The sequence below is a fragment of the Pseudomonas sp. MF6747 genome (assembly GCF_963890955.1).
Classification (GTDB): Bacteria; Pseudomonadota; Gammaproteobacteria; order Pseudomonadales; family Pseudomonadaceae; genus Aquipseudomonas.
Map to the genome: position 1 here is coordinate 51,103 of NZ_CAWPSZ010000006.1, position 23,169 is coordinate 74,271.

Genomic DNA, 23,169 nt, shown 5'->3' on the forward strand with positions numbered 1-23,169 from the left:
GTTTTGGCTTCTACCACTCGAGCATCAACTGTGGGAGCGGGCTTGCTCGCGAAGGCGGTGTGCCAGTGACCTATGAGCTGACTGAACCACCTCATTCGCGAGCAAGCCCGCTCCCACAGTTTGACCGGGTACAGACCGCCAGCACCGTGCTGCTTTGCTCTTCTGTGGGAGCTGGCTTGCCTGCGATGCAGGCACCTCGGTGTATCAGGCACAACCAGTTGATGCCATCGCAGGCAAGCCAGCTCCCACATTGAATTGGGTTCAGCTCTCAAGATCAGGTCGGCTGTCAGGCCGCCTCGCCTTCGCTTTTGATCTAACCACTCAGGTCGGCTACTAGGCCGCCGTGCTTTGCTTTTGATTTTGATCTTAGGCGCCCCGTTAAACCACGCTGGCCGAACGCAGGTTTGAATCCGTGGGTAACCCGGCAGGACGCCGGGTTAGCCGTGTTGGGCCATGGATGGCCCGTCACGGCGGCCCACGGATTCAAGCCTGCGTTCGGGCACACCGAAGCGTGAGCGAGGTGCCGAGTGGTGGGGCAAGAGCCCTTTGGTTACTTTGGGGCTTTTCCAAAGTGACCCGCCGTAAGGGCGGAACCATAAGCCGCCATCACCCAAACACCGGATATGTACACCCACCCTCCCCAAAAAAAGCTAAACCTTGAACTGCCGCAGCAACCCGTCCAACTCCTCACTCAACCCACGCAAATGCGCACTCGCCACGCTGGATTGCTCCGCCGCCAGCGCAGTGCTGTGAGACAACCCGGCCGCCTGGGTGACGTTCTGGTTGATATCCTCCACCACATGCGCCTGTTGCAAGGTCGCGCTGGCAATCGAGGCATTCAGCCCGTTGAGGTTACGCAACGCCTGGCCAATGGCGTTAAGACTGGCACCGGCCTGCCCAGCCTGTTCAATCGTCAGCTGCGAAGCGCTATGGCTGTCACTGATCACCTTGACCGCCGCTTCCGAGTGCCCCTGCAGACGCTCAATCATCACTTGGATTTCAGCAGTGGATTTTTGCGTACGTTGAGCCAGCAGCCGCACTTCATCGGCGACCACCGCAAACCCACGGCCCTGCTCCCCGGCACGTGCGGCCTCAATGGCCGCATTAAGCGCCAGCAGGTTGGTCTGGTCAGCGATGGAGCGGATCACTTCCAGCACACCACCAATCTGCGTGCTCTCGCTGGACAAGGTGCGAATCACCTCCACAGCCTGGCTGATGGTGCCGGAGAGCTGGTCGATCTGCTGCAAACTACCGTCAATATTCACCTGGCCCTGCTGCGCCTGGGCCTGGGCATCGCGCATCTCACTGGCGGCATGTTCGGCGTTTTTCGCCACGTCCTGCACGCCATAGGTGACTTCATTGATCGCCGTCGCCACCAGTTCCATCTGCTGCGACTGCTGTTGGCTGCGGTCATGCGCCTGGCTGGCGTTGTTGCCCAATTCCGTGGACGACTGGCCCAACGCATTGGCGCACACCTGCAACTGGCCGACCACCTGGCGCAGCTTGGCGGTAAAGCTGTTGAAGTGCCGAGACAACTGGGTGACTTCGTCGCGCCCGTGGGTGTCGAGGCTGCGCGTCAGGTCGCTTTCGCCACTGGCGATATTGGCCATGGCGTTCACCGCCGCCTGCAACGGCGTCACGATGCTGCGCACAATCAGGGTGACCAACACGGCCATCAGCAGAGCGATGCCCAGGCCAATCAGCGAGGCCTTCCACACCTGGCCCGTGAACTCGGCCTGCACATCATCCACGTACACGCCGGAGCCGATAATCCAGCCCCAGGGTTCGAACAGCTGGATGTACGAGGTTTTCTCCACGGGCGCTTCGGCGCCAGGTTTGGGCCAGCGATAGTTGACGATGCCGGCGCCCTTGGCCTTGGCCAGGATCACGAATTCGTTGAACACCGCAAAACCGTCCGGGTCGCGGATCGCCGAGAGGTTCTGGCCATCCAGCTTGGGGTTGGCCGCGTGCATGATCATCACGGGCGTCAGGTCGTTGATCCAGAAGTAATCGTCGTGGTCGTAGCGCAGGCCACGCACCGCGCTCAGGGCTTGCTGCTGCGCGGCTTCACGGCTGAGCACGCCGGTTTTCTCAAGGTTCTGGTAATAGGCCAGCACCCCGCTGGCGGTCTGCACCACGTGCTGGGTCTGCTGACGTTTGGCCTGGTAAAGGTCGCCATGGATCTGCTTGAGCATCAACAGCCCCAACGTCAGCAGCATCAACACGGCGACTATCAGGATCAGCCAGAGGCGGCGGCTGATCGACATACTGCGCAAACTGTTCATCGTCCTGTCACTCCATGCTTTTTATAATTGTGGGCGCTGCATCGAAATTTCCGGCTTGTCTGATAGGCTTTCGGCCTGTAATTGAAAAACCTGAGTACTCCCTGATTTTTCACGAAATTTTTGCAGACCGATGTTGAAAATCAGCACCGGAACTTGAGTGCGCTTGTCGTCAGTGAACTATTAAAAAGACAGTCAAGGCATGCCGACAGGCATGACCTTTGGGGGATACATGGATTTTTGGACCGCCATACAGGCATTGATTCTTGGCGTGGTGGAGGGGCTGACAGAGTTCCTGCCCATTTCCAGCACCGGGCACCAGATCATCGTCGCCGACTTGATCGGCTTCGGCGGCGAACGCTTTGAGGCGTTCAACATCATCATTCAATTGGGCGCGATCCTGGCGGTGGTCTGGGAGTTTCGGCGCAAGATCCTCGACGTGGTCATCGGCTTGCCGACCCAACCCAGTGCCCGGCGGTTTACAGCTAACCTGATCATCGCGGTGGCGCCGGCCATCGTGCTGGGGGTGATTTTTGCCGACCTGATCAAGCACTACCTGTTCAACCCGATCACCGTGGCCACCGCCCTGGTCGTGGGCGGCGTGATCATGTTGTGGGCCGAGCGCCGCCAGCATGCGGTCCATGCTGAAACCGTGGACCAGATCACCTGGAAAGACGCGCTCAAGGTCGGCGTGGCCCAGTGCCTGGCCATGATTCCGGGCACCTCACGCTCCGGCGCCACCATCATTGGCGGCCTGTTGTTCGGCCTGTCGCGCAAGACCGCCACCGAGTTTTCGTTTTTTCTGGCGATGCCAACCATGGTCGGCGCGGCCCTGTATTCGGGCTACAAGTACCGTCACTTGTTCCAGCCCGATGACCTGCCGGTGTTTGCCATCGGGTTTGTCACCTCGTTCATCTTTGCGATGATCGCGGTCAAGGCCTTGCTCAAGTTCATCGCCAGCCACAGCTATGCGGCCTTTGCCTGGTATCGCATCGCGTTCGGTGTGCTGATCCTGGCGACCTGGCAGTTCGGCTGGATCGACTGGTCGGCGGTCAAGCCATGAACATTCAGCATCCGCGCCTCAAGGCGCTGATCTTTGTGCTGCTGTGCGCCGCGCCGCTGCTGGGAGCGGCGCTGGTATGGCATCGCGGTGAGACAGTGATCCCGCTGGCCGCCTATGGCGTGGTCAGCGTGGTGGCGTTTTTTCTTTACTGGGGTGACAAGCGCAAGGCTGAGACAGCAGGCCCGCGCGTTCGCGAAAACATCCTGCACGCCGTGGAACTGGCCGGCGGGTGGCCTGGGGCGTTGATCGCCCAGCAAGTGTTCCGCCACAAGACGCGCAAGGTGTCGTACCAAGTGCTGTTCTGGGTCATCGTGTTGCTGCACGAGGTGTTCTGGCTCGACCAGTTATTCCTGGGCGGCACGCTGCTTTCAATCTTCTAGCAACAGCCCGATCTGCGTGCGCTTGGGCAGTTTGCTCACCACCAATTGGTGAGAACGCCGCAACAGGCCACGCAGTTCCTCGGCGCCCAGCGGGTAGGGCGTGTTCATGATGATCCACTGTGCCCGCGCCAGGTAAGGCGCCGGGTGGATGCCGGGGCGGTCGACATGGCCGAGGAACAGGTCCTTGTCGACCTTGAACGCCAGCGATTCGCCCCGCAGGTTCTGCAGGGCGAACATCTTGTTGCCGGCGATCGAAAACACCCGCACGCCGCCCCATTTGTAGTCTTCCCGCGCGCCGGGCAGGCTCAGGCAGAAGGCGGCGACGTGTGCTTCAGTCATTTTCATAGCAAGCGGTCTCCGCAGCCCTTGAAGGCTTCTTCCAGGTAGTCGATCCAGGCACGAATGGCCGGCAGCACGCCACGGCGATGCGGGTACACCGCCTGCAACCAGCCCCCTGGCGACGACCATTGCGGCAGCAGCTGCACCAACTGGCCGCTGGCCAATTCCTCTTCGCAGTACATCATCGGCAAGACGGTGAAACCCAGGCCTTTGAGGGCACAAGCCTTGCGCACGATGAAGTCGTCGATGCCCAGGCGGGCTTCCAGCGCGAGGTCCTGAGCGTTGCCTTGCGGGTCGATCAGGCGCAGGTGGACCAGGCGGTCGGCCTCCAGCGCGCCGAGCAACGGCAGTTGTTTGAGGTCTTCGAGGCTGTCGATGTGCCGACCCTGGATGAATTCAGGGCTGGCCACCAGCAGGGTCTGGGCCTGGCGCAGGCGCTTGGTCACCAGCAGCGGGTCTTCATCGCCCGACTCGCGCACGCGCAGGGCCACGTCGATGCCCTCAGCCACCAGGTCGACACGGCGGTTCACCAGCGTCATTTCCAGCTGCACCAGCGGGTGGGCGGCGAGAAAACCGGCAACCATGTCCGGCAACATGTGCTGGGCCATGCCCACCGGGCAACTGACCCGCAGGCGCCCGCGCGGTTCGCTGGACATACTGGCCACGGCCTCGTCGGCCATTTCCGCTTCCAGCAGCATCGCCTGGCAATGGCGCAAATAACGCTCGCCGACCGCAGTGAGGGTCAATTGGCGCGTGGTGCGCTGCAACAGGCGCGCGCCGAGGCGTTCTTCCAGCTCGGCAATACGCCGTGACAGCCGTGACTTGGGAATCCCCAGCAGCCGGCCGGCCGCCGCAAAGCCGCCGGCCTCGACGACTTTGGCGAAATAGTAGAGGTCGTTGAGGTCTTGCATGGTCAACCTATTGTCCTGTCAGTGGGACGAACTATCCGCGTCTGGCGAGGGCAAATCCACTACAAAAAAAGCGAGCGCCGTGTGGCGACTCGCTTTGGACGCGATTAAACGCTTAGAACTGCGCGCCCGCCATCAGCACATACTTCACATGCACGTACTCTTCGATCCCGTAATAGCTGCCCTCACGGCCATAGCCGGATTGCTTGATACCGCCAAATGGAATCGACGCGGTGCCGACCGAACCGGAATTGAGGATGACCATCCCAGCCTCCAGTTGGCGCGACAGCCGCAACGAACGCCCCAGCGCGCGGGTGTAGGCATACGCCACCAGGCCAAACTCGGTCTGATTGGCGCGCGCGATGACTTCCTCTTCATCCTTGAATGAATAGAAGGCGAACACCGGCCCGAAGATTTCCTCAGTGGCCAGCGGCGAGTCGTCGCGCAAACCGGTCAACACGGTGGGTTCGTAGAACAACCCGCCCCTGGCGTGGGGCTTGCCGCCCATCAGCACGCTGGCGCCGGCGGCCTTGGCGTCTTCCACCAAACGGACGACTTTGTCAAAACCCAGTTGATTGACCAGCGGCCCGACCACAAAGTCTTCGCGCAGGCCTTGATCCACGTCGATTTTGGCAACCGCCGCCTGCACCCGTTGGACGAACTCGTCGAGGATGCTGTGCTGCACAAAAATCCGGTTTGGCGAGATGCACACCTGCCCGCTGTTGCGCAGTTTGGCGCTGACCAGGCCCTTGACGGCCTCATCCAGGTTGGCGTCCTCGAACACGATAAACGGAGCGTTGCCGCCCAGTTCCAGGGTCATTTTCTTGAGGGTGGCCGCGCATTGCGCCGCAAGCAATTTGCCGACAGCGGTGGAGCCGGTAAAGGTGATTTTGCGAATACGCGGGTCGCCGGTGAAGATCAGGCCGATCTCCCTGGGATCGCCGACCACCACTTCCAGCACGCCGGGTTCGATACCGGCCTTGCGCGCGTATTCCAGCAGCTTGAAGGCGGTGAGCGGCGTGTCTTCGGCAGGCTTGATGACCATGGTGCAACCCGCCGCCAAGGCTGTGGCGACTTTGCGCGTGATCATCATGAACGGGAAATTCCACGGGGTAATTGCCGCGACAGGGCCAATGGCTTCCTTGGTCACCAGCACGTTGGCGTTGCGGTCGTGGGTGGGCAGGGTGTCGCCGTACACGCGCTTGGCTTCTTCGGCGTACCACTCGATAAAACCCAGGCCGTAATCGATTTCGCCCCGGGCTTCGGTGAGGCACTTGCCGTTTTCGCGGCACAGCAGTTCGGCAAAGGCTTCCTTGTCAGCCTTAACGGCGTCGTGCCAGCGGCGCAGGATCTCGCTGCGCTCCTTGGCGAGCGTCGAAGACCATTCAGGGAACGCCGCGCAGGTGCGGTCGACCGCCGCTTTGACCTCAGCCGAGGTGTTCTTGGCAACGCGGCCGATTTCTTCACCGGTGGCGGGGTTGTAGACGATAAGCATGAGGGCATCTCCGAGGGCTGAACGTGGTGTTTCAGGCTACGGAAACGGGCGGTTTGAGCGAATATCCAAACCAATCTGCTGATTGCCTATTCCTATGAGTGCATAGCCACGGCGACGATTGCGCAGTAGCGTGCGGTTTTCGCCAGGAGCCTTGCACCATGGGCCGTACCCAACGAATCATCGAGCTGATGGGCACCCTGGCGCCTGTCGAAGGCTATAACCTGACCGCGTTGGATGATGTGCGCTTTTTGCGTTCCAACCGGCCCTTGCATCGAGTACCAGTGCTCTACGATCCCGGCATTGTGATTGTCTGCCAGGGGTGCAAGCGTGGCTTTCTGGGGGAAGACATTTACCTGTATGACGCGCAGCATTACCTGGTGGTCTCGGTACCTGTGCCGTTCACCATGGAAACCGAGGCCAGCGAAGAGGAGCCCATGCTGGCGGTGTACCTGCGGCTGGATTTTACCCTCGCCGCCGAATGGATGGTGGCGCTGGATGACTTCCCTGACCTGGTTGAGGCCAAGCCCCGCGGCATGTATTCATCGCCCATGGATGAGCCGCTCAGCGAGTCGTTGCTGCGTTTTCTCGAAGTGATGCGTGTGCCGATGGACGCGCAACTCCTCGGCCCGTCGCTGGTGCGCGAAATCTACTACCGCATCCTCACGGGTGCGCAGGGCGGCTCGATGCGCGCCGCGCTTAACCAGCAGGGCCAGTTCGGCAAGGTCGCGCGGGCGATCCGCAAGATTCACGGCTGCTACCACCAGCACCTGGACGTGGAAGCCCTGGCGGCGGAAGCCGTGATGAGCGTGCCGAGTTTTCATGCGCACTTTCGCACGGTCACGGGCACCTCACCGATGCAATACCTCAAGTCCACGCGCCTGCACCAGGCGCGCTTATTGATGTTGCGCAACGACATCACCGCCGCCACGGCGTGTGCCAGGGTCGGCTATGAGAGCGCTTCGCAGTTCAGCCGCGAGTTCAAACGCTTTTTCGGGCGCACGCCGCAGGCAGAGATCCAGTGGATGAAGCGCACCTACGCGTTGCCGGCGCCTACGTCGGCGTCGCTTTATGTGTCGTCCCACTGAACAGGGTCATCAGCAAGGCCAGCCCGGCAAAGGCCGCGCCGGTGAGGGCCTGACCCTGCCAGCCGTAGTGCTGCGAGGCAAAAGCGCCGGCCGCCGAGCCCAGGGCGCCGCCGATAAAGTAGACCACCATGAACACGGTGTTCAGGCGGCTGGTGGCTGAGGGTTCCAGCGCCAATACGCGGGTCTGGTTGGCCAGTTGGTTGGTCCGGTTACCCAGGTCGAGGAAGGTGGCCGCGATCAGGATGGGCCACCACCAGCCGCTCAGCCCAAGGCTGTAGATCAGGATAAACGCCACCAGCACCGTGGTGATGCCGGCGCGTTCGAGCAAGCGCCCATGGCGCCGGGTTTGTTGGCCGATGGTCGAGGCGCAGAGAATGCCGACAATGGCCGAGAGCCCCACCAGGCCTGCCTGGGCACTCGAAAAGCCATACGGCGGCAAGGCCAGCAAGGCGGCCATCGAGCCCCAGAACACATTCAATGCACCAAATACCAGGGCGCCCTTGAGCGCCGACTGGCGCAGGGGCGGATATTGCCTGGCCAAACCCCAGAGGGATTTGAGCAAGGCGCCATACGCGAGTTTGCTGGTGGAGATCGACACCGGCATGCGCGTCAGAATTGCCATAAACAGCAGTACATCCAGCGCCGCGGCCACGGCAAACATGCCGCGCCAGCCCAGCCAGCCGCTGACCACGCCGCTGACTGTCCTGGCCAGCAAGCCACCGGCCGACAAGCCGCTGACCATCAGGCCCAGCACCGCGCCTTTCTGTTCGAGGGTACTGAGGTCGGAAGCGGCGGGAATGATCACCTGCGCGCTGATCCCCGACAGCCCCAGCAGCCCGCTCGCCACCAGCAGCCAGGTGTAAGACGGCGCCGTGGCCGAGGCCAGCAGGCTGATGAAGTTCAGGCACAGCACGGCCAGGATCAGGGTGCGTCGGCTGATCCGGTCGCCCAGCGGCACGAACAGCAGCAGGCCACAGGCATAACCGAGCTGCGTGAGCATCGCGATCTGCCCGACGTGCGCGGTCGACACCGCAAAGGTGTCGGCAATCAGCGGCAGCATGGCCTGGTTGTAGTAAATCGTGGCGACCGAAAACCCGCAGCAGATGGCTAGGATCAGGGTCAGGCTCTTGGTCAGGACGGGAGAGGGTGGGTGCATGGCGTGGCCGGTGGCTGTCGGATCTGCCGGCGAGAATGAAGCCAAGCTCGGGCGAAATCCAGTGCGTCAGCGCATCAGGCAATAACCTTGTTGGATTGAATGTTGGCGTTTAATCGATTGTCCTGCTGGCAGGACGAACAATCGCATTTAAGCTGTCTAATCGTTTATTGGGTTCATGTGTAGGATCAACCTCATTCGATCGCCTAGCCGCGATCCTCACTTGGAGATCCCGCATGAAACTGTTGCATATCGATTCCAGCATCCTCGGCGACAACTCGGCTTCGCGTCAGCTCAGCGCTGGTGTGGTCAAGGCCTGGCAAGCGGCTGAGCCGGGTGTGGAAGTGACTTACCGTGACCTGGCAAGCGAAGGCATCAGCCACTTTTCGGGCCTGACCCTGGGCGCCCTGGGCACCGCGGCTGAACTGCGCGACGCGGTACAACAGCACGAGGCTGAGCTGAGCGCGTCGTCGCTGGCTGAATTCATCGCTGCCGACGCTGTGGTGATCGGCGCGCCGATGTACAACTTCTCGGTGCCGTCCCAGCTCAAGGCCTGGATCGACCGCATCGCCATCGCCGGCCAGACGTTCCGTTACACCGAAGCCGGCCCTGAAGGCCTGTGCGGTGGCAAGAAGCTGATCATCGTCTCGACTGCGGGCGGTCTGCACGCCGGTCAGGCAAGCAACGTCGGCCACGAAGACTATTTGAAACTGGTGTTTGGCTTCCTTGGCATCACCGACATCGAGTTCGTCCGCGCCCAAGGCCTGGCCTACGGTGAAGAAGTACGCAGCAAAGCCCTGAGCGACGCCAACGCTGTCATCAACGAACAATTGTTCGCCGCCGCGTAAGGCTTGTGTAAATTTCGCGTCTGCTCGGTTCCAATCCGAAGCCGGGCGCCTAAACTCTGTATTCTGATCGCTTCAAAACGACCGGAATACGGAGTTTTTTCGTTTACCCGCTGTCACTACTTTGGCCCAGGTTATGCACGCATGGGTTTATCACCCGGTGTGAGCGCCTTGAACCATGGACTTTTCATATAGATCTGCCGCGGGTGTTGAACGTGGTCGCGCAGCAAAGGTGGACATCCCCATGATGCGTCTTTGTGCTGTTTTGGTTCTCTCCCTGCTCGGTGGCCTGATTTCAGTGCACGCCGCCCCAGCGCCGCACCCGCATTGGAGTGTGGGCTTCCATCGCATGACCTTTCTCGACCCGCTGGACCTGCAGCCGATGAAAGCCATCGCGTTTTATCCGTCGACCGACGATGAGCACAGCACTGCGTTGGGCGCCTATCACGTCGCCGCCACCGAAGACTCCAAGGTCGCCATCGGCCGCTTTCCGATGCTGATGCTGTCCCACGGCAACACCGGTACGCCACTGGCCCTGCACGACCTGGCCACGTCTTTGGCACGCAAGGGGTTTGTCGTGGTGGCCGTGTTGCACCCTGGCGACAACTACAAGGATCACAGCCGCCTGGGCACCGTGAGTAACCTGTACGGCCGGCCGATTCAGATCTCCGAAGCGATCACCGCCACCCTCGGCGACCCGATGCTGTCGCCGTTCGTCAACGTCGATCAGGTGGGCGTGATCGGTTACTCCGCCGGCGGCGAAACCGCGTTGATCCTGGCCGGCGCCAAGCCGGATTTCGACCGCCTGCGCCGTTATTGCCAGGAGCGCCCGGAAGACCGCGACGCATGTACCACCAAAGGCGAACTGGTGGTGGATCGCGACGACTTGCAGCCACAGGCCGACCCGCGCATTCATGCCTTGATGCTGATGGCGCCGTTGAGCCTGATGTTTGGCCGCCATACCCTGGCGGATGTGCATGTGCCCGTGCTGCTTTACAGCGGCGATGGCGACAAACTGGTGGCGGTGGACAAGAACGCCGCTGCGCTGGCGCGCAAACTGCCGGAGCCGCCGAATTTCAAACTGTTGGCGGGCGCCGGGCATTTCGTGTTCATGGCGCCGTGTGACAGCGACCAATTGGTGGCGATGCCGGCGATCTGCACCGATGCCGATGGCGTCGACCGCGAAGGCATCCACCGCGACCTGATTTCAGAAGCGGGGCGCTTCTTCTCCCACACGCTGGGCCAAGCGACCCGCGCCGGTATGCAGACCGCTGATCAGTAAGCGCGGCGTTTGAGCAGCACGGTCAGCCCCAGCGCCGTGACCGATAGCAGCGCGGCGCAAAAGAATATCCAGCCGTAGCCCAGGTTCAGGGCCACGGCGCCCATCAATGGCCCGGCAATCGCCAGGGCCAGATCAAAAAACACCGCATACGCACTCAAGCCGGCGCCACGGCTGCTATTGGGCACTTGCTTGATGGCTTCGACGCCCAACGCCGGGTACACCAGCGACAAGCCAAAACCCGTGAGCCCGGCACCGATCAACGCAACCCCGGTTGAGGGCGCCAGCCACAGCAGCGTCAGGCCCAGGGTTTCAATGGTCATGCAGGCAATCGCTGCACTGAACCCGCCAAAACGGCTGATGGCAGAGATGAACACCAGGCGCGACAGGATAAAACACACGCCAAATACCGTCAGGCAATACGCTGCCCCGGCCCAGCCGCGATTGAGGTAATACAGGGTAATAAAGGTGGTCAGCGTGCCATAGCCAATCGACGCCAGGCACAGGCTGGTGCCAAACGGCGCAATGCGCCCGAACACCGCCCAAAAGGGCAGTCGTTCGCCGCGTACCACGGGCACCGAAGGCTTATTGCGGATCAGCACCAGGCCCAACGCCGCCAGCACCGTCAAGGCGATGCCAAGGCTGGTGTAGCCATAATCCGCCACCATCACCACGCCCAGCGGCGCGCCAATCGCAATGGCGCCGTAGGAGGCAATGCCATTCCACGAAATCGAGCGCGCGGTGTGTTCAGCGCCCACCGCGCCCATGCACCAACTGATGGTGCCCACGCCTATCAGCCCTTGAGCTACGCCAAGCAACAGCCGGCCGACGATCAGGATGCCCAGGCTCAGCGCAGGCAGGCTCTCGACCAGCGTCGCGAAAAACGTCAGCACACCGCTGACCAGAATACCGGCCAGGCCCAGCACAATTGCCCGCTTGGTGCCGACGTTATCGGACATGCGCCCAGCCATGGGCCGACTGAGCAGGGTGGCCAGGTACTGCGAACCGATGGTGATCCCGGCCACCACCGCGCTGAAACCCAGGTTTTCATGCACATAGCCCGGGATTACCGCGATCGGCAGGCCGATGCAGATAAAGGCGATGAAGGTGTAGAAGACGATGGAGACGATCTGCAGGGTGATCGACAGTGAAGTGGGGGCAGTGGCAGGCATGGTCACTCGTTCGCGGGCGGGCGGTGACGGCATGATGGCAAGGGTGTGGGGGAAAAGGAAGCAGGCTAACTAGTTTGTTTGATGGCTGGGTTTATTATGGTGAGCGGGCTGCTTGTGGCGAGCAGGCTTGCCCTGCGTTGGGCTGCGCAGCAGCCCCAATAAAAAACACCGCGTTCTGCCAGGCAGAACGCGGTGTCTGATTTTAGGGCCGCTTCGCAGCCCAACGCAGGGCAAGCCTGCTCGCCACAACAAGCCAGCTCACAGGGCAAGCCAGCTCACTACAGTGGCGTTACTTAGAACACCACGCCTTGGCTGCGCAGGTAGTCGTCATAGGTGCCGCTGAAGTCGATCACGCCGTTGGCGCTCAACTCGATGATGCGGGTGGCCAGGGACGATACGAACTCACGGTCGTGGCTGACGAAGATCAGCGTGCCCGGGTAGTTTTCCAGCGCCAGGTTCAGCGCTTCGATGGATTCCATGTCCAAGTGGTTGGTCGGTTCGTCCATGATCAGCACGTTCGGCTTTTGCAGGATCAGCTTGCCGAACAACATGCGGCCTTGCTCACCACCGGAAATCACCTTGACCGACTTGAGGATCTCGTCGTTGGAGAACAGCATGCGGCCCAAAGTGCCGCGAATCATTTGTTCGCCTTGCGTCCACTGACCCATCCAGTCGAACAGGGTGACGTCGTCTTCGAAGTCGTGCGCGTGGTCCTGAGCGTAGTAGCCCAGTTCGGCAGCGTCGGTCCACTTGATGCTGCCGGCGTCCGGGGTCAATTCATTGACCAGGGTGCGCAGCAGGGTGGTCTTGCCGATACCGTTCGGGCCGATGATCGCAACACGCTCGCCTGCTTCAACCTGGAAGCTGAAGTCTTTGAACAACGGCTTGCCGTCGAAACCCTTGGCCATTTTTTCGACCATCACGGCCTGGCGGTGCAGCTTCTTGTTCTGATCGAAACGGATGAACGGGCTCACGCGGCTCGAAGGCTTGACCTCGGCCAGCTGGATCTTGTCGATCGCTTTGGCACGCGAAGTGGCCTGTTTGGCTTTGGAGGCATTGGCCGAGAAGCGGCTGACGAACGATTGCAGCTCGGAGATCTGGGCTTTCTTCTTGGCGTTGTCCGACAGCAGTTGCTCGCGGGACTGGGTCGCCACGGTCATGTACTCGTCGTAGTTGCCCGGGAACAGGCGCAGCTCGCCGTAGTCCAGGTCAGCCATGTGGGTGCACACGCTGTTCAGGAAGTGACGGTCGTGAGAGATGATGATCATCAGGCTGGAGCGCTGGGTCAGGATGTTTTCCAGCCAGCGGATGGTGTTGATGTCCAAGTGGTTGGTCGGTTCGTCGAGCAACAGCACTTCAGGATCGGAGAACAGCGCCTGCGCCAGCAATACGCGCAGTTTCCAGCCTGGGGACACTTCGCTCATCGGGCCGAAGTGTTGCTCCAGCGGAATACCCAGGCCCAGCAGCAGCTCGCCGGCGCGGGATTCGGCGGTGTAGCCGTCCATTTCGGCGAATTCGGTTTCCAGCTCGGCCACGGCCATGCCGTCGTCTTCGCTCATTTCCGGCAGCGAGTAGATGCGGTCGCGCTCAGCCTTGACCTTCCACAGCTCTTCGTGGCCCATGATCACGGTGTCGAGCACGGTGAATTCTTCGTAGGCGAACTGGTCCTGACGCAGTTTACCCAGGCGTACGTTCGGCTCGAGCATGACCTGGCCGCCGGACGGATCAAGGTCGCCGCCAAGGATTTTCATGAAGGTCGACTTGCCGCAACCGTTGGCACCGATCAAACCATAACGGTTGCCGGCGCCGAATTTGACCGAGACATTCTCGAAGAGCGGCTTGGCGCCGAACTGCATGGTGATGTTAGCTGTGGAGATCAATTACTTTACCTATCAATGGGTTGCGAGCGTGGCGGCAGGAGCCTTCAGGCATGCGTCAACAGCGACATCAAGGCGCGAAACCCGGTCGCTGAGCAGAAAATTTTGGATGTGTGTTGGAATTTGGCGCGCATTGTCGCATATGTCAGGCGACAGTTGTAATGCGCGCGAGCGATGGTTTCGCCAATGTCTCTGGCATCGCCAGCCATAACAATGCCAGCGCTGCCGCCGCAACCCCCGCCAGCGTCAGGAAGGCCGCGTTATAACCGGCCTGTTGCACCACGAAACCGGCCAGGCTGCTGCTCAGCGCCGCGCCCAGGCCAAACACGGTGGACAGCGCGCCAAGGCTGACGTTGAAACGACCCGTGCCCTGGGTCAGGTCCTTGACGATCACCGGGAACAGCGCGCCGAAAATCCCTGCGCCGATGCCGTCGAGCATCTGCACGGCCACCAGCCAGTACGGGTCGCTGGACAGGGTATACAGCACGCCACGCAGCGGCAAAATCAGAAAACCGGCCAGCAACAACGGTTTACGCCCCCACACGTCAGCTTTTATGCCCACCAGCCAGGCCATCGGCACCATGACCAACTGCGCGGCGACGATGCAGGCCGAAGTCAGCGGCGTGGCCATTTGCAGGTTGATCTGCGACAGCTTCTGGCTGACCAGCGGCAGCATCGCGGCATTCGCCAGGTGAAACAGCGCGCAGCAGATGGCAAACAGCAGCAGCGGGCGATTGCTTAGCAGCACCTTCACGTCGGAAGGTTGTTCATGATCGCTGCGGTGCGCGGGATCAAAGCCCCGGGCGACTTCGTGGTCAATCGCCGACGCCGAGACAGAGCTGACCGCCACGACACTGGCCACGGCCATAAAGGCCATCAAGTAAAACACCACCACCGGGCCGAACCGATACGCCAGACCGCCCGCCAGCAGGGCCGCCACGGCATTGCCGGCGTGGTTGAAGGTTTCATTGCGCCCGGTGCGGCGGGTAAAGGCACGCGGCCCGGTAATGCCCAAGGAAATCGCCGAAATCGCCGGCGCGAACACGGAGGCGGCTACGGCACTGGCCGCCTGAGTCAATGCCACCCAGCTGAACGCGCTGACGAAAGGCAGCAGCAGGCAGCTGCCCGTGACAAGGAGGGCGGCCACTGCGATCACCGCGCGCTTGCTGCGGGTCCGGTCGATCAGTGCACCCGCCGGACCCTGGGTGATCAAGGCCGCAATGCCGGCCAGGGTCATGACCACGCCGATGCTGGCGGGCTCCCATTTGTGCACCGCCAGCAAGTAAATCGCCAGGTAAGGCCCGAGCCCGTCACGGACATCGGCCAGAAAGAAATTCAGGCTATCCAGGGACAGGGTATTACGCAGGTCGGAGTGATTGGCCACGGCGCTGTCTTCGCTAAGAGTGTTCAGGGGCTGGAGACTCATTGGGCTAGTGACCTACGGGCTCTAATAGAAGTTTCGCCGCCTCAGAGGGTTTCATCTGACAGGCAATTGGCTTAATTTCCGAAGCCCGTTGTAGTAACGATCTGGAGAAGCACATGGAGATGCCCTCAGCCCAACAGGCGATTGCTCATAACAAGGACGCCTGGGACGCCTCCGCCAGGCTGCACAAAGACACCGCCACTTGGAAGACGCTGCTGGAATCGGTCGCACAGGCGGATTTTTCGTGCCTGGATCCAACGATCACTGCGTTGCTGCAAGACGTCGGCGTTGCCGGCAAAGACGTGGTGCAGCTGGGCTGCAACAACGGGCGTGAAAGCCTGTCGCTGCTCGGCCTGGGTGCCCGCCGTGTGGTGGGCGTCGATCAATCCCGGGCGTTTCTTCAACAAGCGCGGGAATTGGCCGAGGTGTCGCCGCATAACCCCGAGTTCATTGAAGCCGATATCCATCACCTGCCGGAACCTCTGCTGGGGCGTTTCGACGTCGCCCTGGTGACCATTGGCGTACTCAACTGGATGCCCGATGTGGCGCTGTTCATGCGCCATGTGGCGAGTGCCCTTAAACCCGGCGGCACGCTGGTGGTCTACGAAACTCATCCCTTCCTGGAGGTATTTGACCCGAGAGCTGCCAACCCTTTGCTGCCGGCGAGTTCATATTTTCAGCGCGATCCGTTCGTGCTGCAGCAGTCGATTGTCTACGAAGGGCAGGGCGAGGTTGCCGGTCCGACGTCCTATTGGTACGTGCATACCCTGGGAAGCATGGTGAGTGGCGCAATTGCCGCGCAACTGCAGATCGAGCACCTGCAGGAATACCCGCATTGCAACCGCGAAGAACTTTACGAGCAGTACGCGCATCAGCCGGCCCAATTGCCGCTGTGTTTCACCTTGACCGCCACCAAGCGTTGCGCCTGAGCGGTTTTCCCACGCGCAAAAAAAGGCCCGCGAGGAGAGGCGGGCCAAGTGATTCACTGGAGTAGGTAGGCTTCACCCTATAGGCCGGAAAGTGAAGGCCGTGTGAAAACCATGTCGCAAGTTCGGATGGGGGCGGATCAACCTTTGCGCACAAAAGTGCGCATGGTTTGTCCTGGTCCCGTGCTGAATACCGTTGGCCTTGGCATGCCCGCATCGGCGGCGATAAACACAAAATCATTACCTTCCAGGCGATAGCTGGCGGGCAGTGGCTTGCCGGCATCTTCGCCGATGGCGTCCACCCAGGTGATGCTTTTGGGCGCCGTGCTGCTGTCCAGCGTAAACCGGCCTGCGAGCAGTACTTCGCCCTGGGTCGTTTTCACCTCGAACGTGTCCCCGGCAATGGTCGTGATTGCCCCTGGCGCGCTATGCGCGTCGGCAGGGTTGAGCACGCCACTGTCTTCGAGGGCGGTCTGCTCCCAAGCGCCTTGAAGAAATTGATAGTCCGGATCTGAGAAAGAGTGCATGCACATTCCTTGTTGCAGGGGCTGGATTGAGGGTGAGGACCTAAGTGCCGAAAGTTGAACAGGGCAAATTGTAACCGCGCTGACCAAAATTTACCGAAAAGGGCTTTATGCGTTAGCGGGCAGAGATTCCCTGAACTATTGACTACGCTTATGACACTCTCGGGCATACATTCACGATGGCCCTGCGTCGTCATCGACATGAAATAGAAACAATCTCTAATTGCGTCGGATTTTTCGCATTAGCGTGTGGTCTGAGTGCCGTTGGTCACTGTGCCAGGGCGTTGTCCCTGGTCTCTCCGTCTTTGAACCTGTGCTCGAGTTCGAATGGGGTGGTGGCTTTTTAATGTCATTCTAAGGTGTTCTCATTTTGAATCGAACTTCTCCGCTCAATTCACCTGCAACGCCAGATGAAATTGATCTGTTTGAATTGTTCCAAGCCATCTGGCGGCAAAAAAAACTGATAGTGGGTTGTACGATTCTGGCGGGGATACTGGGGACGGGTTACGCACTGCTTGCTCCCAAGACATATGAGGTCAGCAGTGTGCTGCGCCCGGCGGCCATCAATGAACTGGATGCGTTGAATCGCTCCGAGGTTTATAAGTTGCCGCCCGCCGATGCGCTGGACAAAGTCGGCGCCCAGCTGGATTCCTATGGGGCTCGCCTGGGTTTTTTCAAAAGCCACGAAGAACTGTTCAAGGCCTTTCAGAAGCCAGGGCGAAGCCTTGAGCAGAGCTTTGAAGACTTCAACCGCAACTCGATCAACCTGATTCTGCCAGACCCGAAGAAGTCCGATTCGTTGAGCAGTTATGTGCGTCTGGAGATGCAATACCCAGCGGACGTAGACGGCGTGGCGATCCTCAACGGGTTTGTCGACTATGCCGTCGCGGCGGAGCGTGAGCAGGTTGGCGCCGACCTCAAGGTCATCGTCAATAACCGTTTGACCGAGCTCATAGGCAAGATTGACGCGGCCCGCGCCAACTACGATACCGAGAAGGAATCGAAGATCGCCACGCTGCTTGAAGCTGACCGGGTCAAGCGCGCCCGCTTGCAGGATGAACTTAGCGGGCTGCGCCTGCAGATGAAAATGGAGCGCACCGACCGCTTGGCAGAATTGGCCGAAGCGATCTCGATTGCCAAATCCATGGGCATCAAAAAGCCTACAACGCCGTCGTCCATGGCCGACACCACACGGGCCGGTTCCAACCAGGTGGTACGCACCGAGATCAGCAACCAGAAGATTCCTTTGTATTTCCTCGGCACCGAGGCGCTGGAAGCCGAGCGAACCGCATTGCAACAGCGCACCAGCGATGACTTCACCAATAGCCGCATCGCCGAAATTGGCAAAGAACTGCAATTGCTTGAAACCAACCGTGAGGTTGAAGTCCTGCAAAAGCGTGGGAATGAGGACATCTTCCTGCAAGACGTTGAGCCGCTGCGGGCCGAAATCGCGCGCTTGAAAGGCCTCAATATCGACATGAGCAACCTGAAGCTGGTGTCCATCGACCGTCGCGCTCAGGAGCCGCTGACCTCGATCAAGCCGAAAAAGCTGCTGATTGTCGCGGTGAGCCTGGTCGTCGGCTTGTTCCTGGGCGTATTGGCTGCATTGATCCGTCACTTCGTGCTGACGCATCGCAAGGCTGAACTGTACGCGACCCAAGAGGCCGACCGCCGCCCACGCCGTGAGCCTACGGACGATCGGCCGCTGCCGTAAGCGCGACTGTCAATGGGCCAGCGTCAATGCTGGCCCACGATGGCTCCGAGCCGGTCTGTGGACAGCTTTTCACAATTCTTAGTTAACCTTTGGTTACAAACTGTGGCTAAATAACGGCCAATGGCCTTGGTCCGGATTGTAAGCAACCCGTCCAGTCGCCTATGTGTAATCGTGATTTCAGGTGCTGCTTATATATCCTCGGCCGTTGTGGGCACGCAGGAGCAGCCTGTTCTCTTCTGACGTGTGACGAATCCCTTGAAACTCATCATTGTTGCTCTCTACGTTGCCTCCATTGCGTATGTTCACCTGCGTGGCCGGGTGCGACACAAGCTGGGCCGCCAGCTTAGCGACCACTCGACGTTCCTTGCGCCGATCAACTGCTTCCTTTACCTGTTTTCCAAGCAGCCAAGCCGTCCCTTTTTGTCGCCCGGCGATTTTCCCGACCTGAGCCCGTTGCAAGAGCATTGGCAAGAAATCCGCCAGGAAGGCCAGAACCTGATGCGCATGGGCGAGATCAAGCGTTCCGAGCAGTACAACGATGTGGGTTTCAACTCGTTCTTCAAGTCGGGCTGGAAGCGTTTCTACCTCAAGTGGTACGGCGACAGCCACCCGTCGGCGATGAAGCTGTGCCCGCGCACCACCGAGCTGGTGCAGAGCATTGGCTCGATCAAGGCGGCAATGTTCGCCGAGCTGCCACCAGGCTCCAAGCTGGTGCGCCACCGCGACCCGTACGCCGGCTCCTACCGCTATCACTTGGGCCTGGACACGCCCAACGATCCTGGCTGCTACATCAATGTGGACGGCGAGAGCTATTACTGGCGCGACGGCGAGCCGGTGATGTTTGATGAGACCTACATTCATTACGCGGAAAACACCACCCAGCAGAACCGCATCATCTTGTTCTGCGACATTGAGCGGCCAATGAAATACCGCTGGGCAGCGGCGTTCAACCGCTGGTTCAGCCGTAACGTGATGGCGGCCGCCGGTTCACCCAATGATGAGGGCGACAAGACCGGCGGCCTGAACCGCGCGTTCACCCGCCTGTACAAGATCCGCCTGCGCGGCAAAGAGCTGAAAAAGCGCAATCGCGCGCGCTACTACCTGGAAAAGTGGGCGATCTTCGCAGGCCTGGCGCTGATCTTTATCCTTATCTGACACCCGCCCAGGCGCGCATCACGCGGGTGGTTTCGCGCTCAGTTTGTCCCACATCTTCTTGGTGATCTTCTGCCGATTGGCGTAGCCGGCCCACGGGTCGGCTTTGAGTTTATCCAACCGTTCATGCAGGTTTGCCACCGTCCACTGCTGGGCGCCGCGCAAACCGTTCAACTCCTCTCGACTCACCGGTACCGATACCGGCAGGCCGGGCCGTGCGCGCACCGAATAGGCGGCCACCGTACTTGCGCCGCGCGCATTGCGCAGGTAGTCGATAAAGATCTTGCCGATGCGGTTTTTCGGCCCTGACGTCGCGGTAAACCGTTCTGGCAACTGCGCGGCCATGAACTGCGCGATGGCCTTGGCGAAGGCTTTGACGCTGTCCCAGCCATCCCGGCGCGCCAGCGGCACCACCAGGTGCAAGCCTTTACCGCCGCTGGTTTTGACAAACGCTTGCAGCCCAATCTCATCCAGAACCGACAACGTGAGTTGCGCCGCCTCCAGCATGGCTTTCCACGGCAGCGCCGGGTCCGGGTCAAGGTCGAGCACAAACAGGTCAGGGGTTTCGATTTTGTCGACAGTCGCGCCCCAGGTGTGCAACTCGACGGTGCCCATCTGCACGGCGCCGATCAGGGCGTCGGTGGTGTCGATCTCCAGCAGGCGCGCATGACCGGGATCCAGTGCCGGGTCCAACTGCTTGATGTTCGGAATGGCCAGGCGCTCGGAATGCTTCTGGAAGAACTGCTCGCCCTCAATCCCTTCGGGCGCGCGCAGCAGCGATACCGGTCGGTGCTGCAGAAACGGCAGAATCCATGCGCTGATGCCTTGATAGAAGTCGGCCAATTGCTGTTTTTGCGTACCACTCTGCTTGTCGATCACGCGGTCAGGGTGAGTGATGTTCACGCCGCTGCTGACCTTTTTTGCCTTCGGGGCCGCCTTGGTGACGGATGTGGCCTTGCGCGGCAACTCGTGAATGATCTGCGCCACCGGCTTGTCGGTGCGCAACGCAACAAATGATGCCTGGCGCACCACGCCTTCGCGGGTCCACTCGGCGAAATTCACCTCGCCAACCAACTGAGGTTCCACCCAATGCACGCCGCGCGCCTGGGCGCTGGTCAGCGGTTTGTGCAGCGGCGAGGTCTTGCGTTCCAGGGGCGTGAGCTGCGCATAGATGGCTTTCAACGATGCCTGATCAAACCCGGTACCGACGCGCCCGGCATAGACCAGCCCGGAATCGTCATTGACAGCCAGCAACAGCGCGCCAAAGCCGCTGCGCGAGCCCTGAGGCCGCGTGTAGCCAATGATCACGAACTCCTGGCGCAAGCGACATTTGAGTTTGATCCAGTCGGCATTGCGGCTCGACACGTATGGGCTGCCGACGCGCTTGCCGATCACGCCCTCGAGCGCCAGGTCGCAGGCGCTCTCGAAAATGTCGCGCTGGTTGGCGGCGAAGGCTTCGGAGAACCGCAGCAGTTTGCTGCGGCTCGCGGACAGCGCGGATTTGAGCGCAGCGCGGCGCTCTTGCACCGGTGCGCTGCGCTGATCCTGGCCGTCGAGAAATGGCGCGTCGAACAGGTAATACACGATGTCCAGGCTGCGGCCAATGTCAAAGGCATTTTGCAGCGCCTGGAAGTCCGGCAACCCCTCGCCATTGAGGCTGACCACTTCACCGTCGAGCCAGCTGTCCTTGAGTTTGAGGGTTTGCAGGGCTTTGACCTGACGCGGCAGACGGTCGGTCCAGTCATTGCCATTACGGGTGAACAGACGCACGTCACCGTCGCGAATGCGCGCCAGCATGCGGTAGCCGTCGAACTTGATTTCGTATTGCCAGTCACCTTCGGGTGCGCGATCGACCAGGGTCGCCAGCTGCGGGGCCAATTGCTCGGGCAGGGCATCGGCGCGTTTGGCGACGGGTGCTTTTTTGGCGGCCGCGGCCTTTTGGCGTTTGGCCGGCGCTTTGGGTTTGCCGACCGAGGCGTCGCTGAGCACGCTTTTGGGCTCGGCCTCGACGATGTCGTAGTCATCGGAAGGGCGCGCCTGCTGGTCCTTTTCCTTGATCAGCAGCCACTGCTCCTTGTCGCCGCTGCCTTTGAGGCGGGTGCGCACCAAGGCCCAGTCGCCGGAGAGTTTTTCGCCAACCAAGGTGAACTTGAGCTTGCCGGCCGCGTAGGCCTTGTGCGGGTCTTCATGGGGCTGCCAGACACCGCGATCCCACACGATCACATCGCCCGCGCCATATTGCCCCGCCGGGATGCTGCCCTCGAAATTGCCATAGCTGAGCGGGTGATCTTCAACGTGGACCGCCAGGCGTTTCTGGGTGGGATCCAGGCTGGGGCCCTTGGGCACCGCCCAGCTTTTGAGCACGCCGTCGAGCTCCAGGCGAAAGTCATAATGCAGGTTTCGCGCGTCGTGTTTTTGAATCACGAACGACAGCGCCGAGGCTTTGCGTTTGCCCGCGGGCGCACTGCCGGCGGGCTCGGCGGTAATCCCGAAATCACGTTTGCGGTTGTATTCGCTCAGGGGCTTTGCCATGTCGTTCTCCAGCAAATGGCGGGCTCAAGAGGCCTTTTTGGCGGATTTCTTCGCGGCAGGCTTTTTCGTCGCGCGCTTGGCGGCGGGCTTGCCGGCCAGGCTGCGCTTGAGCAATTCGGTGAGGTCAATGACATCCGCCGATTTGCGCTCTTCGCTGCCTTCCTGGCTTTCCACATCTTCGATCTTGCCGGCCTTGGCCTTCTTGGCCACCAGCGCCATGATTTTGTCCTGGAAACTGTCGCGGTATTCGTCGGGCTGCCAGTCGGCGCTCATGTCCTCCACCAGGCGTTTGGCCATGTCCAGCTCACCTTTGGCCAGGCTCGGCTGGGTGACGTCGCTGCCCAGTTCCAGTTCGTCCAGGCTGCGCACTTCGGCAGGCCAGCGCAGCATCACCAGCACCAGCGCCGACTCCAGCGGCATTAACGCCGCCAGGTGCTGCTTGGTGTGCAGCACCACATTGGCCAGGGCCACCTTGCCGGTTTTTTTCAGGGTTTCGCGCAGCAGTGCGTAGACCTTGCCGCCGCGTTTATCCGGGGCCAGGAAGTAGGGCGTGTCGATGTTTTGCAGCGGGATCTGGTCGCTGGCGACAAAGGCGATGATTTCGATGGTCTGGGTCGACTTGGGGTGCGCCGAGCGAATTTCGTCCTCGCTGAGCACCACGTAGCGGCCTTTCTCGAACGCAACGCCCTTGACGATGTTCTCTTTGGTGACTTCCTTGCCGGTGGTCTTGTTGATGCGCTTGTAGCCGACCGGGTCCATGCTGCGTTTGTCCAGCCAGTCAAAATCAACGCCTTGGGAAGACGTGGCTGAGACCAGTGATACCGGGATGTGGACCAAGCCGAAGCTGATCGCGCCTTTCCAGATTGCCCTTGGCATGCCTGCAATTCCTTGAGAAGAGACTGTGTTCTGGTGACTCACAGGCGCCGGGAAAAGTTTCGGCGAGCAGATGCGCGGACAGATTGTGTTACACCTGATGAGAAACAATTTAGTGTCGAAAGCCGAACCCAAGGCGTAGCGTGT

Annotated in this window: 19 protein-coding genes; 8 read left to right on the top strand and 11 right to left on the bottom strand. The window is 60.7% G+C overall.

The features are described from left to right. Positions 1 to 650 precede the first annotated feature (650 nt). Positions 651 to 2,285 (bottom strand): methyl-accepting chemotaxis protein, encoded by a 1,635-nt coding sequence (locus AACW30_RS07725; RefSeq protein ID WP_200624647.1) that lies wholly within the window; start codon positions 2,283 to 2,285, stop codon positions 651 to 653. Between the two features lie 229 nt (positions 2,286 to 2,514). On the opposite strand from AACW30_RS07725, the gene AACW30_RS07730 reads away from it, so the two are divergent. Both AACW30_RS07730 and AACW30_RS07735 read left to right on the top strand, forming a co-directional pair. Then, complete coding sequence (locus AACW30_RS07730) at positions 2,515 to 3,345, top strand: undecaprenyl-diphosphate phosphatase (RefSeq protein WP_106577971.1); 831 nt, start codon at positions 2,515 to 2,517, stop codon at positions 3,343 to 3,345. Further along, complete coding sequence (locus tag AACW30_RS07735) at positions 3,342 to 3,725, top strand: DUF1294 domain-containing protein (RefSeq protein ID WP_106577972.1); 384 nt, start codon at positions 3,342 to 3,344, stop codon at positions 3,723 to 3,725. The genes AACW30_RS07730 and AACW30_RS07735 overlap by 4 nt, the downstream gene beginning before the upstream one ends. Here AACW30_RS07735 and AACW30_RS07740 read toward each other — a convergent pair. From AACW30_RS07740 to AACW30_RS07750, 3 genes are all read right to left on the bottom strand, one after another. Further along, positions 3,714 to 4,070, bottom strand: a complete 357-nt coding sequence (locus AACW30_RS07740) for an MmcQ/YjbR family DNA-binding protein (RefSeq protein ID WP_106577973.1) — start codon at positions 4,068 to 4,070, stop codon at positions 3,714 to 3,716. The genes AACW30_RS07735 and AACW30_RS07740 overlap by 12 nt on opposite strands. Continuing rightward, positions 4,067 to 4,975, bottom strand: a complete 909-nt coding sequence (locus AACW30_RS07745) for a LysR substrate-binding domain-containing protein (RefSeq protein ID WP_200624648.1) — start codon at positions 4,973 to 4,975, stop codon at positions 4,067 to 4,069. Before AACW30_RS07745 ends, AACW30_RS07740 begins: the two co-directional genes overlap by 4 nt. Before the next feature lie 112 nt (positions 4,976 to 5,087). After that, positions 5,088 to 6,467: an NAD-dependent succinate-semialdehyde dehydrogenase gene (locus AACW30_RS07750; protein WP_200624649.1), complete on the bottom strand. Its 1,380-nt coding sequence runs from the start codon at positions 6,465 to 6,467 to the stop codon at positions 5,088 to 5,090. Between the two features lie 158 nt (positions 6,468 to 6,625). Here AACW30_RS07750 and AACW30_RS07755 point away from each other — a divergent pair, with 158 nt between their 5' ends. Then, on the top strand, positions 6,626 to 7,552 hold the full coding sequence (locus AACW30_RS07755; protein ID WP_169366618.1) for an AraC family transcriptional regulator: 927 nt from the start codon (positions 6,626 to 6,628) through the stop codon (positions 7,550 to 7,552). Here the strand turns inward: AACW30_RS07755 and AACW30_RS07760 are convergent. Beyond that, a complete protein-coding gene (locus tag AACW30_RS07760) occupies positions 7,518 to 8,708 on the bottom strand; it encodes an MFS transporter (RefSeq protein ID WP_200624650.1) in 1,191 nt (396 codons plus the stop codon). The genes AACW30_RS07755 and AACW30_RS07760 overlap by 35 nt on opposite strands. 233 nt (positions 8,709 to 8,941) lie before the next feature. Between AACW30_RS07760 and AACW30_RS07765 the strand changes: the two genes are divergently transcribed. Then, positions 8,942 to 9,553: an FMN-dependent NADH-azoreductase gene (locus AACW30_RS07765; RefSeq protein ID WP_200624651.1), complete on the top strand. Its 612-nt coding sequence runs from the start codon at positions 8,942 to 8,944 to the stop codon at positions 9,551 to 9,553. Between the two features lie 241 nt (positions 9,554 to 9,794). After that, positions 9,795 to 10,832, top strand: a complete 1,038-nt coding sequence (locus AACW30_RS07770; RefSeq protein ID WP_200624652.1) for an alpha/beta hydrolase family protein — start codon at positions 9,795 to 9,797, stop codon at positions 10,830 to 10,832. Here the strand turns inward: AACW30_RS07770 and AACW30_RS07775 are convergent. From AACW30_RS07775 to AACW30_RS07785, 3 genes are all read right to left on the bottom strand, one after another. Further along, on the bottom strand, positions 10,826 to 12,001 hold the full coding sequence (locus AACW30_RS07775; RefSeq protein WP_119739643.1) for an MFS transporter: 1,176 nt from the start codon (positions 11,999 to 12,001) through the stop codon (positions 10,826 to 10,828). The two genes, AACW30_RS07770 and AACW30_RS07775, sit on opposite strands and share 7 nt — an antisense overlap. A 293-nt stretch (positions 12,002 to 12,294) precedes the next feature. After that, positions 12,295 to 13,881, bottom strand: coding sequence for an ABC-F family ATPase (locus AACW30_RS07780; RefSeq protein ID WP_106577981.1), 1,587 nt, complete (start codon positions 13,879 to 13,881; stop codon positions 12,295 to 12,297). A gap of 142 nt (positions 13,882 to 14,023) precedes the next feature. Continuing rightward, the gene (locus tag AACW30_RS07785) at positions 14,024 to 15,262 is read right to left on the bottom strand and encodes an MFS transporter (protein ID WP_200624755.1); all 1,239 of its coding nucleotides are present in this window, start codon (positions 15,260 to 15,262) and stop codon (positions 14,024 to 14,026) included. Positions 15,263 to 15,417: 155 nt separating this feature from the next. Between AACW30_RS07785 and AACW30_RS07790 the strand changes: the two genes are divergently transcribed. Beyond that, positions 15,418 to 16,230, top strand: coding sequence for a class I SAM-dependent methyltransferase (locus AACW30_RS07790; protein ID WP_200624653.1), 813 nt, complete (start codon positions 15,418 to 15,420; stop codon positions 16,228 to 16,230). Between the two features lie 137 nt (positions 16,231 to 16,367). Here AACW30_RS07790 and AACW30_RS07795 read toward each other — a convergent pair whose 3' ends face one another. After that, positions 16,368 to 16,754, bottom strand: a complete 387-nt coding sequence (locus AACW30_RS07795; protein WP_106578057.1) for a TIGR03067 domain-containing protein — start codon at positions 16,752 to 16,754, stop codon at positions 16,368 to 16,370. A gap of 367 nt (positions 16,755 to 17,121) precedes the next feature. Here AACW30_RS07795 and AACW30_RS07800 point away from each other — a divergent pair, with 367 nt between their 5' ends. Further along, positions 17,122 to 18,465 carry an LPS O-antigen chain length determinant protein WzzB gene (locus tag AACW30_RS07800; RefSeq protein WP_200624654.1) on the top strand — a complete coding sequence of 448 codons (1,344 nt, stop codon included), beginning with the start codon at positions 17,122 to 17,124 and terminating at the stop codon, positions 18,463 to 18,465. Between the two features lie 255 nt (positions 18,466 to 18,720). Then, the gene (gene lpxO / locus AACW30_RS07805) at positions 18,721 to 19,620 is read left to right on the top strand and encodes a lipid A hydroxylase LpxO (RefSeq protein ID WP_106578059.1); all 900 of its coding nucleotides are present in this window, start codon (positions 18,721 to 18,723) and stop codon (positions 19,618 to 19,620) included. Positions 19,621 to 19,638: 18 nt separating this feature from the next. On the opposite strand, the gene ligD is transcribed toward lpxO, so the two are convergent. Further along, positions 19,639 to 22,149, bottom strand: a complete 2,511-nt coding sequence (gene ligD, locus AACW30_RS07810; RefSeq protein WP_200624655.1) for a DNA ligase D — start codon at positions 22,147 to 22,149, stop codon at positions 19,639 to 19,641. Between the two features lie 24 nt (positions 22,150 to 22,173). Continuing rightward, positions 22,174 to 23,025: a non-homologous end joining protein Ku gene (gene ku, locus AACW30_RS07815; protein ID WP_119740677.1), complete on the bottom strand. Its 852-nt coding sequence runs from the start codon at positions 23,023 to 23,025 to the stop codon at positions 22,174 to 22,176. Positions 23,026 to 23,169: the final 144 nt, after the last annotated feature.

What these genes read in the sequence shown, in the direction of transcription:
- ku (WP_119740677.1), bottom strand. Translation starts at nt 23,025, where the DNA reads ATGCCAAGGGCAATCTGGAAAGGCGCGATCAGCTTCGGCTTGGTCCAC.
- AACW30_RS07730 (WP_106577971.1), top strand. Translation starts at nt 2,515, where the DNA reads ATGGATTTTTGGACCGCCATACAGGCATTGATTCTTGGCGTGGTGGAG.
- AACW30_RS07725 (WP_200624647.1), bottom strand. Translation starts at nt 2,285, where the DNA reads ATGAACAGTTTGCGCAGTATGTCGATCAGCCGCCGCCTCTGGCTGATC.
- AACW30_RS07735 (WP_106577972.1), top strand. Translation starts at nt 3,342, where the DNA reads ATGAACATTCAGCATCCGCGCCTCAAGGCGCTGATCTTTGTGCTGCTG.
- AACW30_RS07760 (WP_200624650.1), bottom strand. Translation starts at nt 8,708, where the DNA reads ATGCACCCACCCTCTCCCGTCCTGACCAAGAGCCTGACCCTGATCCTA.
- AACW30_RS07770 (WP_200624652.1), top strand. Translation starts at nt 9,795, where the DNA reads ATGATGCGTCTTTGTGCTGTTTTGGTTCTCTCCCTGCTCGGTGGCCTG.
- AACW30_RS07790 (WP_200624653.1), top strand. Translation starts at nt 15,418, where the DNA reads ATGGAGATGCCCTCAGCCCAACAGGCGATTGCTCATAACAAGGACGCC.
- AACW30_RS07755 (WP_169366618.1), top strand. Translation starts at nt 6,626, where the DNA reads ATGGGCCGTACCCAACGAATCATCGAGCTGATGGGCACCCTGGCGCCT.
- AACW30_RS07775 (WP_119739643.1), bottom strand. Translation starts at nt 12,001, where the DNA reads ATGCCTGCCACTGCCCCCACTTCACTGTCGATCACCCTGCAGATCGTC.
- AACW30_RS07765 (WP_200624651.1), top strand. Translation starts at nt 8,942, where the DNA reads ATGAAACTGTTGCATATCGATTCCAGCATCCTCGGCGACAACTCGGCT.
- AACW30_RS07740 (WP_106577973.1), bottom strand. Translation starts at nt 4,070, where the DNA reads ATGAAAATGACTGAAGCACACGTCGCCGCCTTCTGCCTGAGCCTGCCC.
- AACW30_RS07795 (WP_106578057.1), bottom strand. Translation starts at nt 16,754, where the DNA reads ATGCACTCTTTCTCAGATCCGGACTATCAATTTCTTCAAGGCGCTTGG.
- ligD (WP_200624655.1), bottom strand. Translation starts at nt 22,149, where the DNA reads ATGGCAAAGCCCCTGAGCGAATACAACCGCAAACGTGATTTCGGGATT.
- AACW30_RS07750 (WP_200624649.1), bottom strand. Translation starts at nt 6,467, where the DNA reads ATGCTTATCGTCTACAACCCCGCCACCGGTGAAGAAATCGGCCGCGTT.
- AACW30_RS07745 (WP_200624648.1), bottom strand. Translation starts at nt 4,975, where the DNA reads ATGCAAGACCTCAACGACCTCTACTATTTCGCCAAAGTCGTCGAGGCC.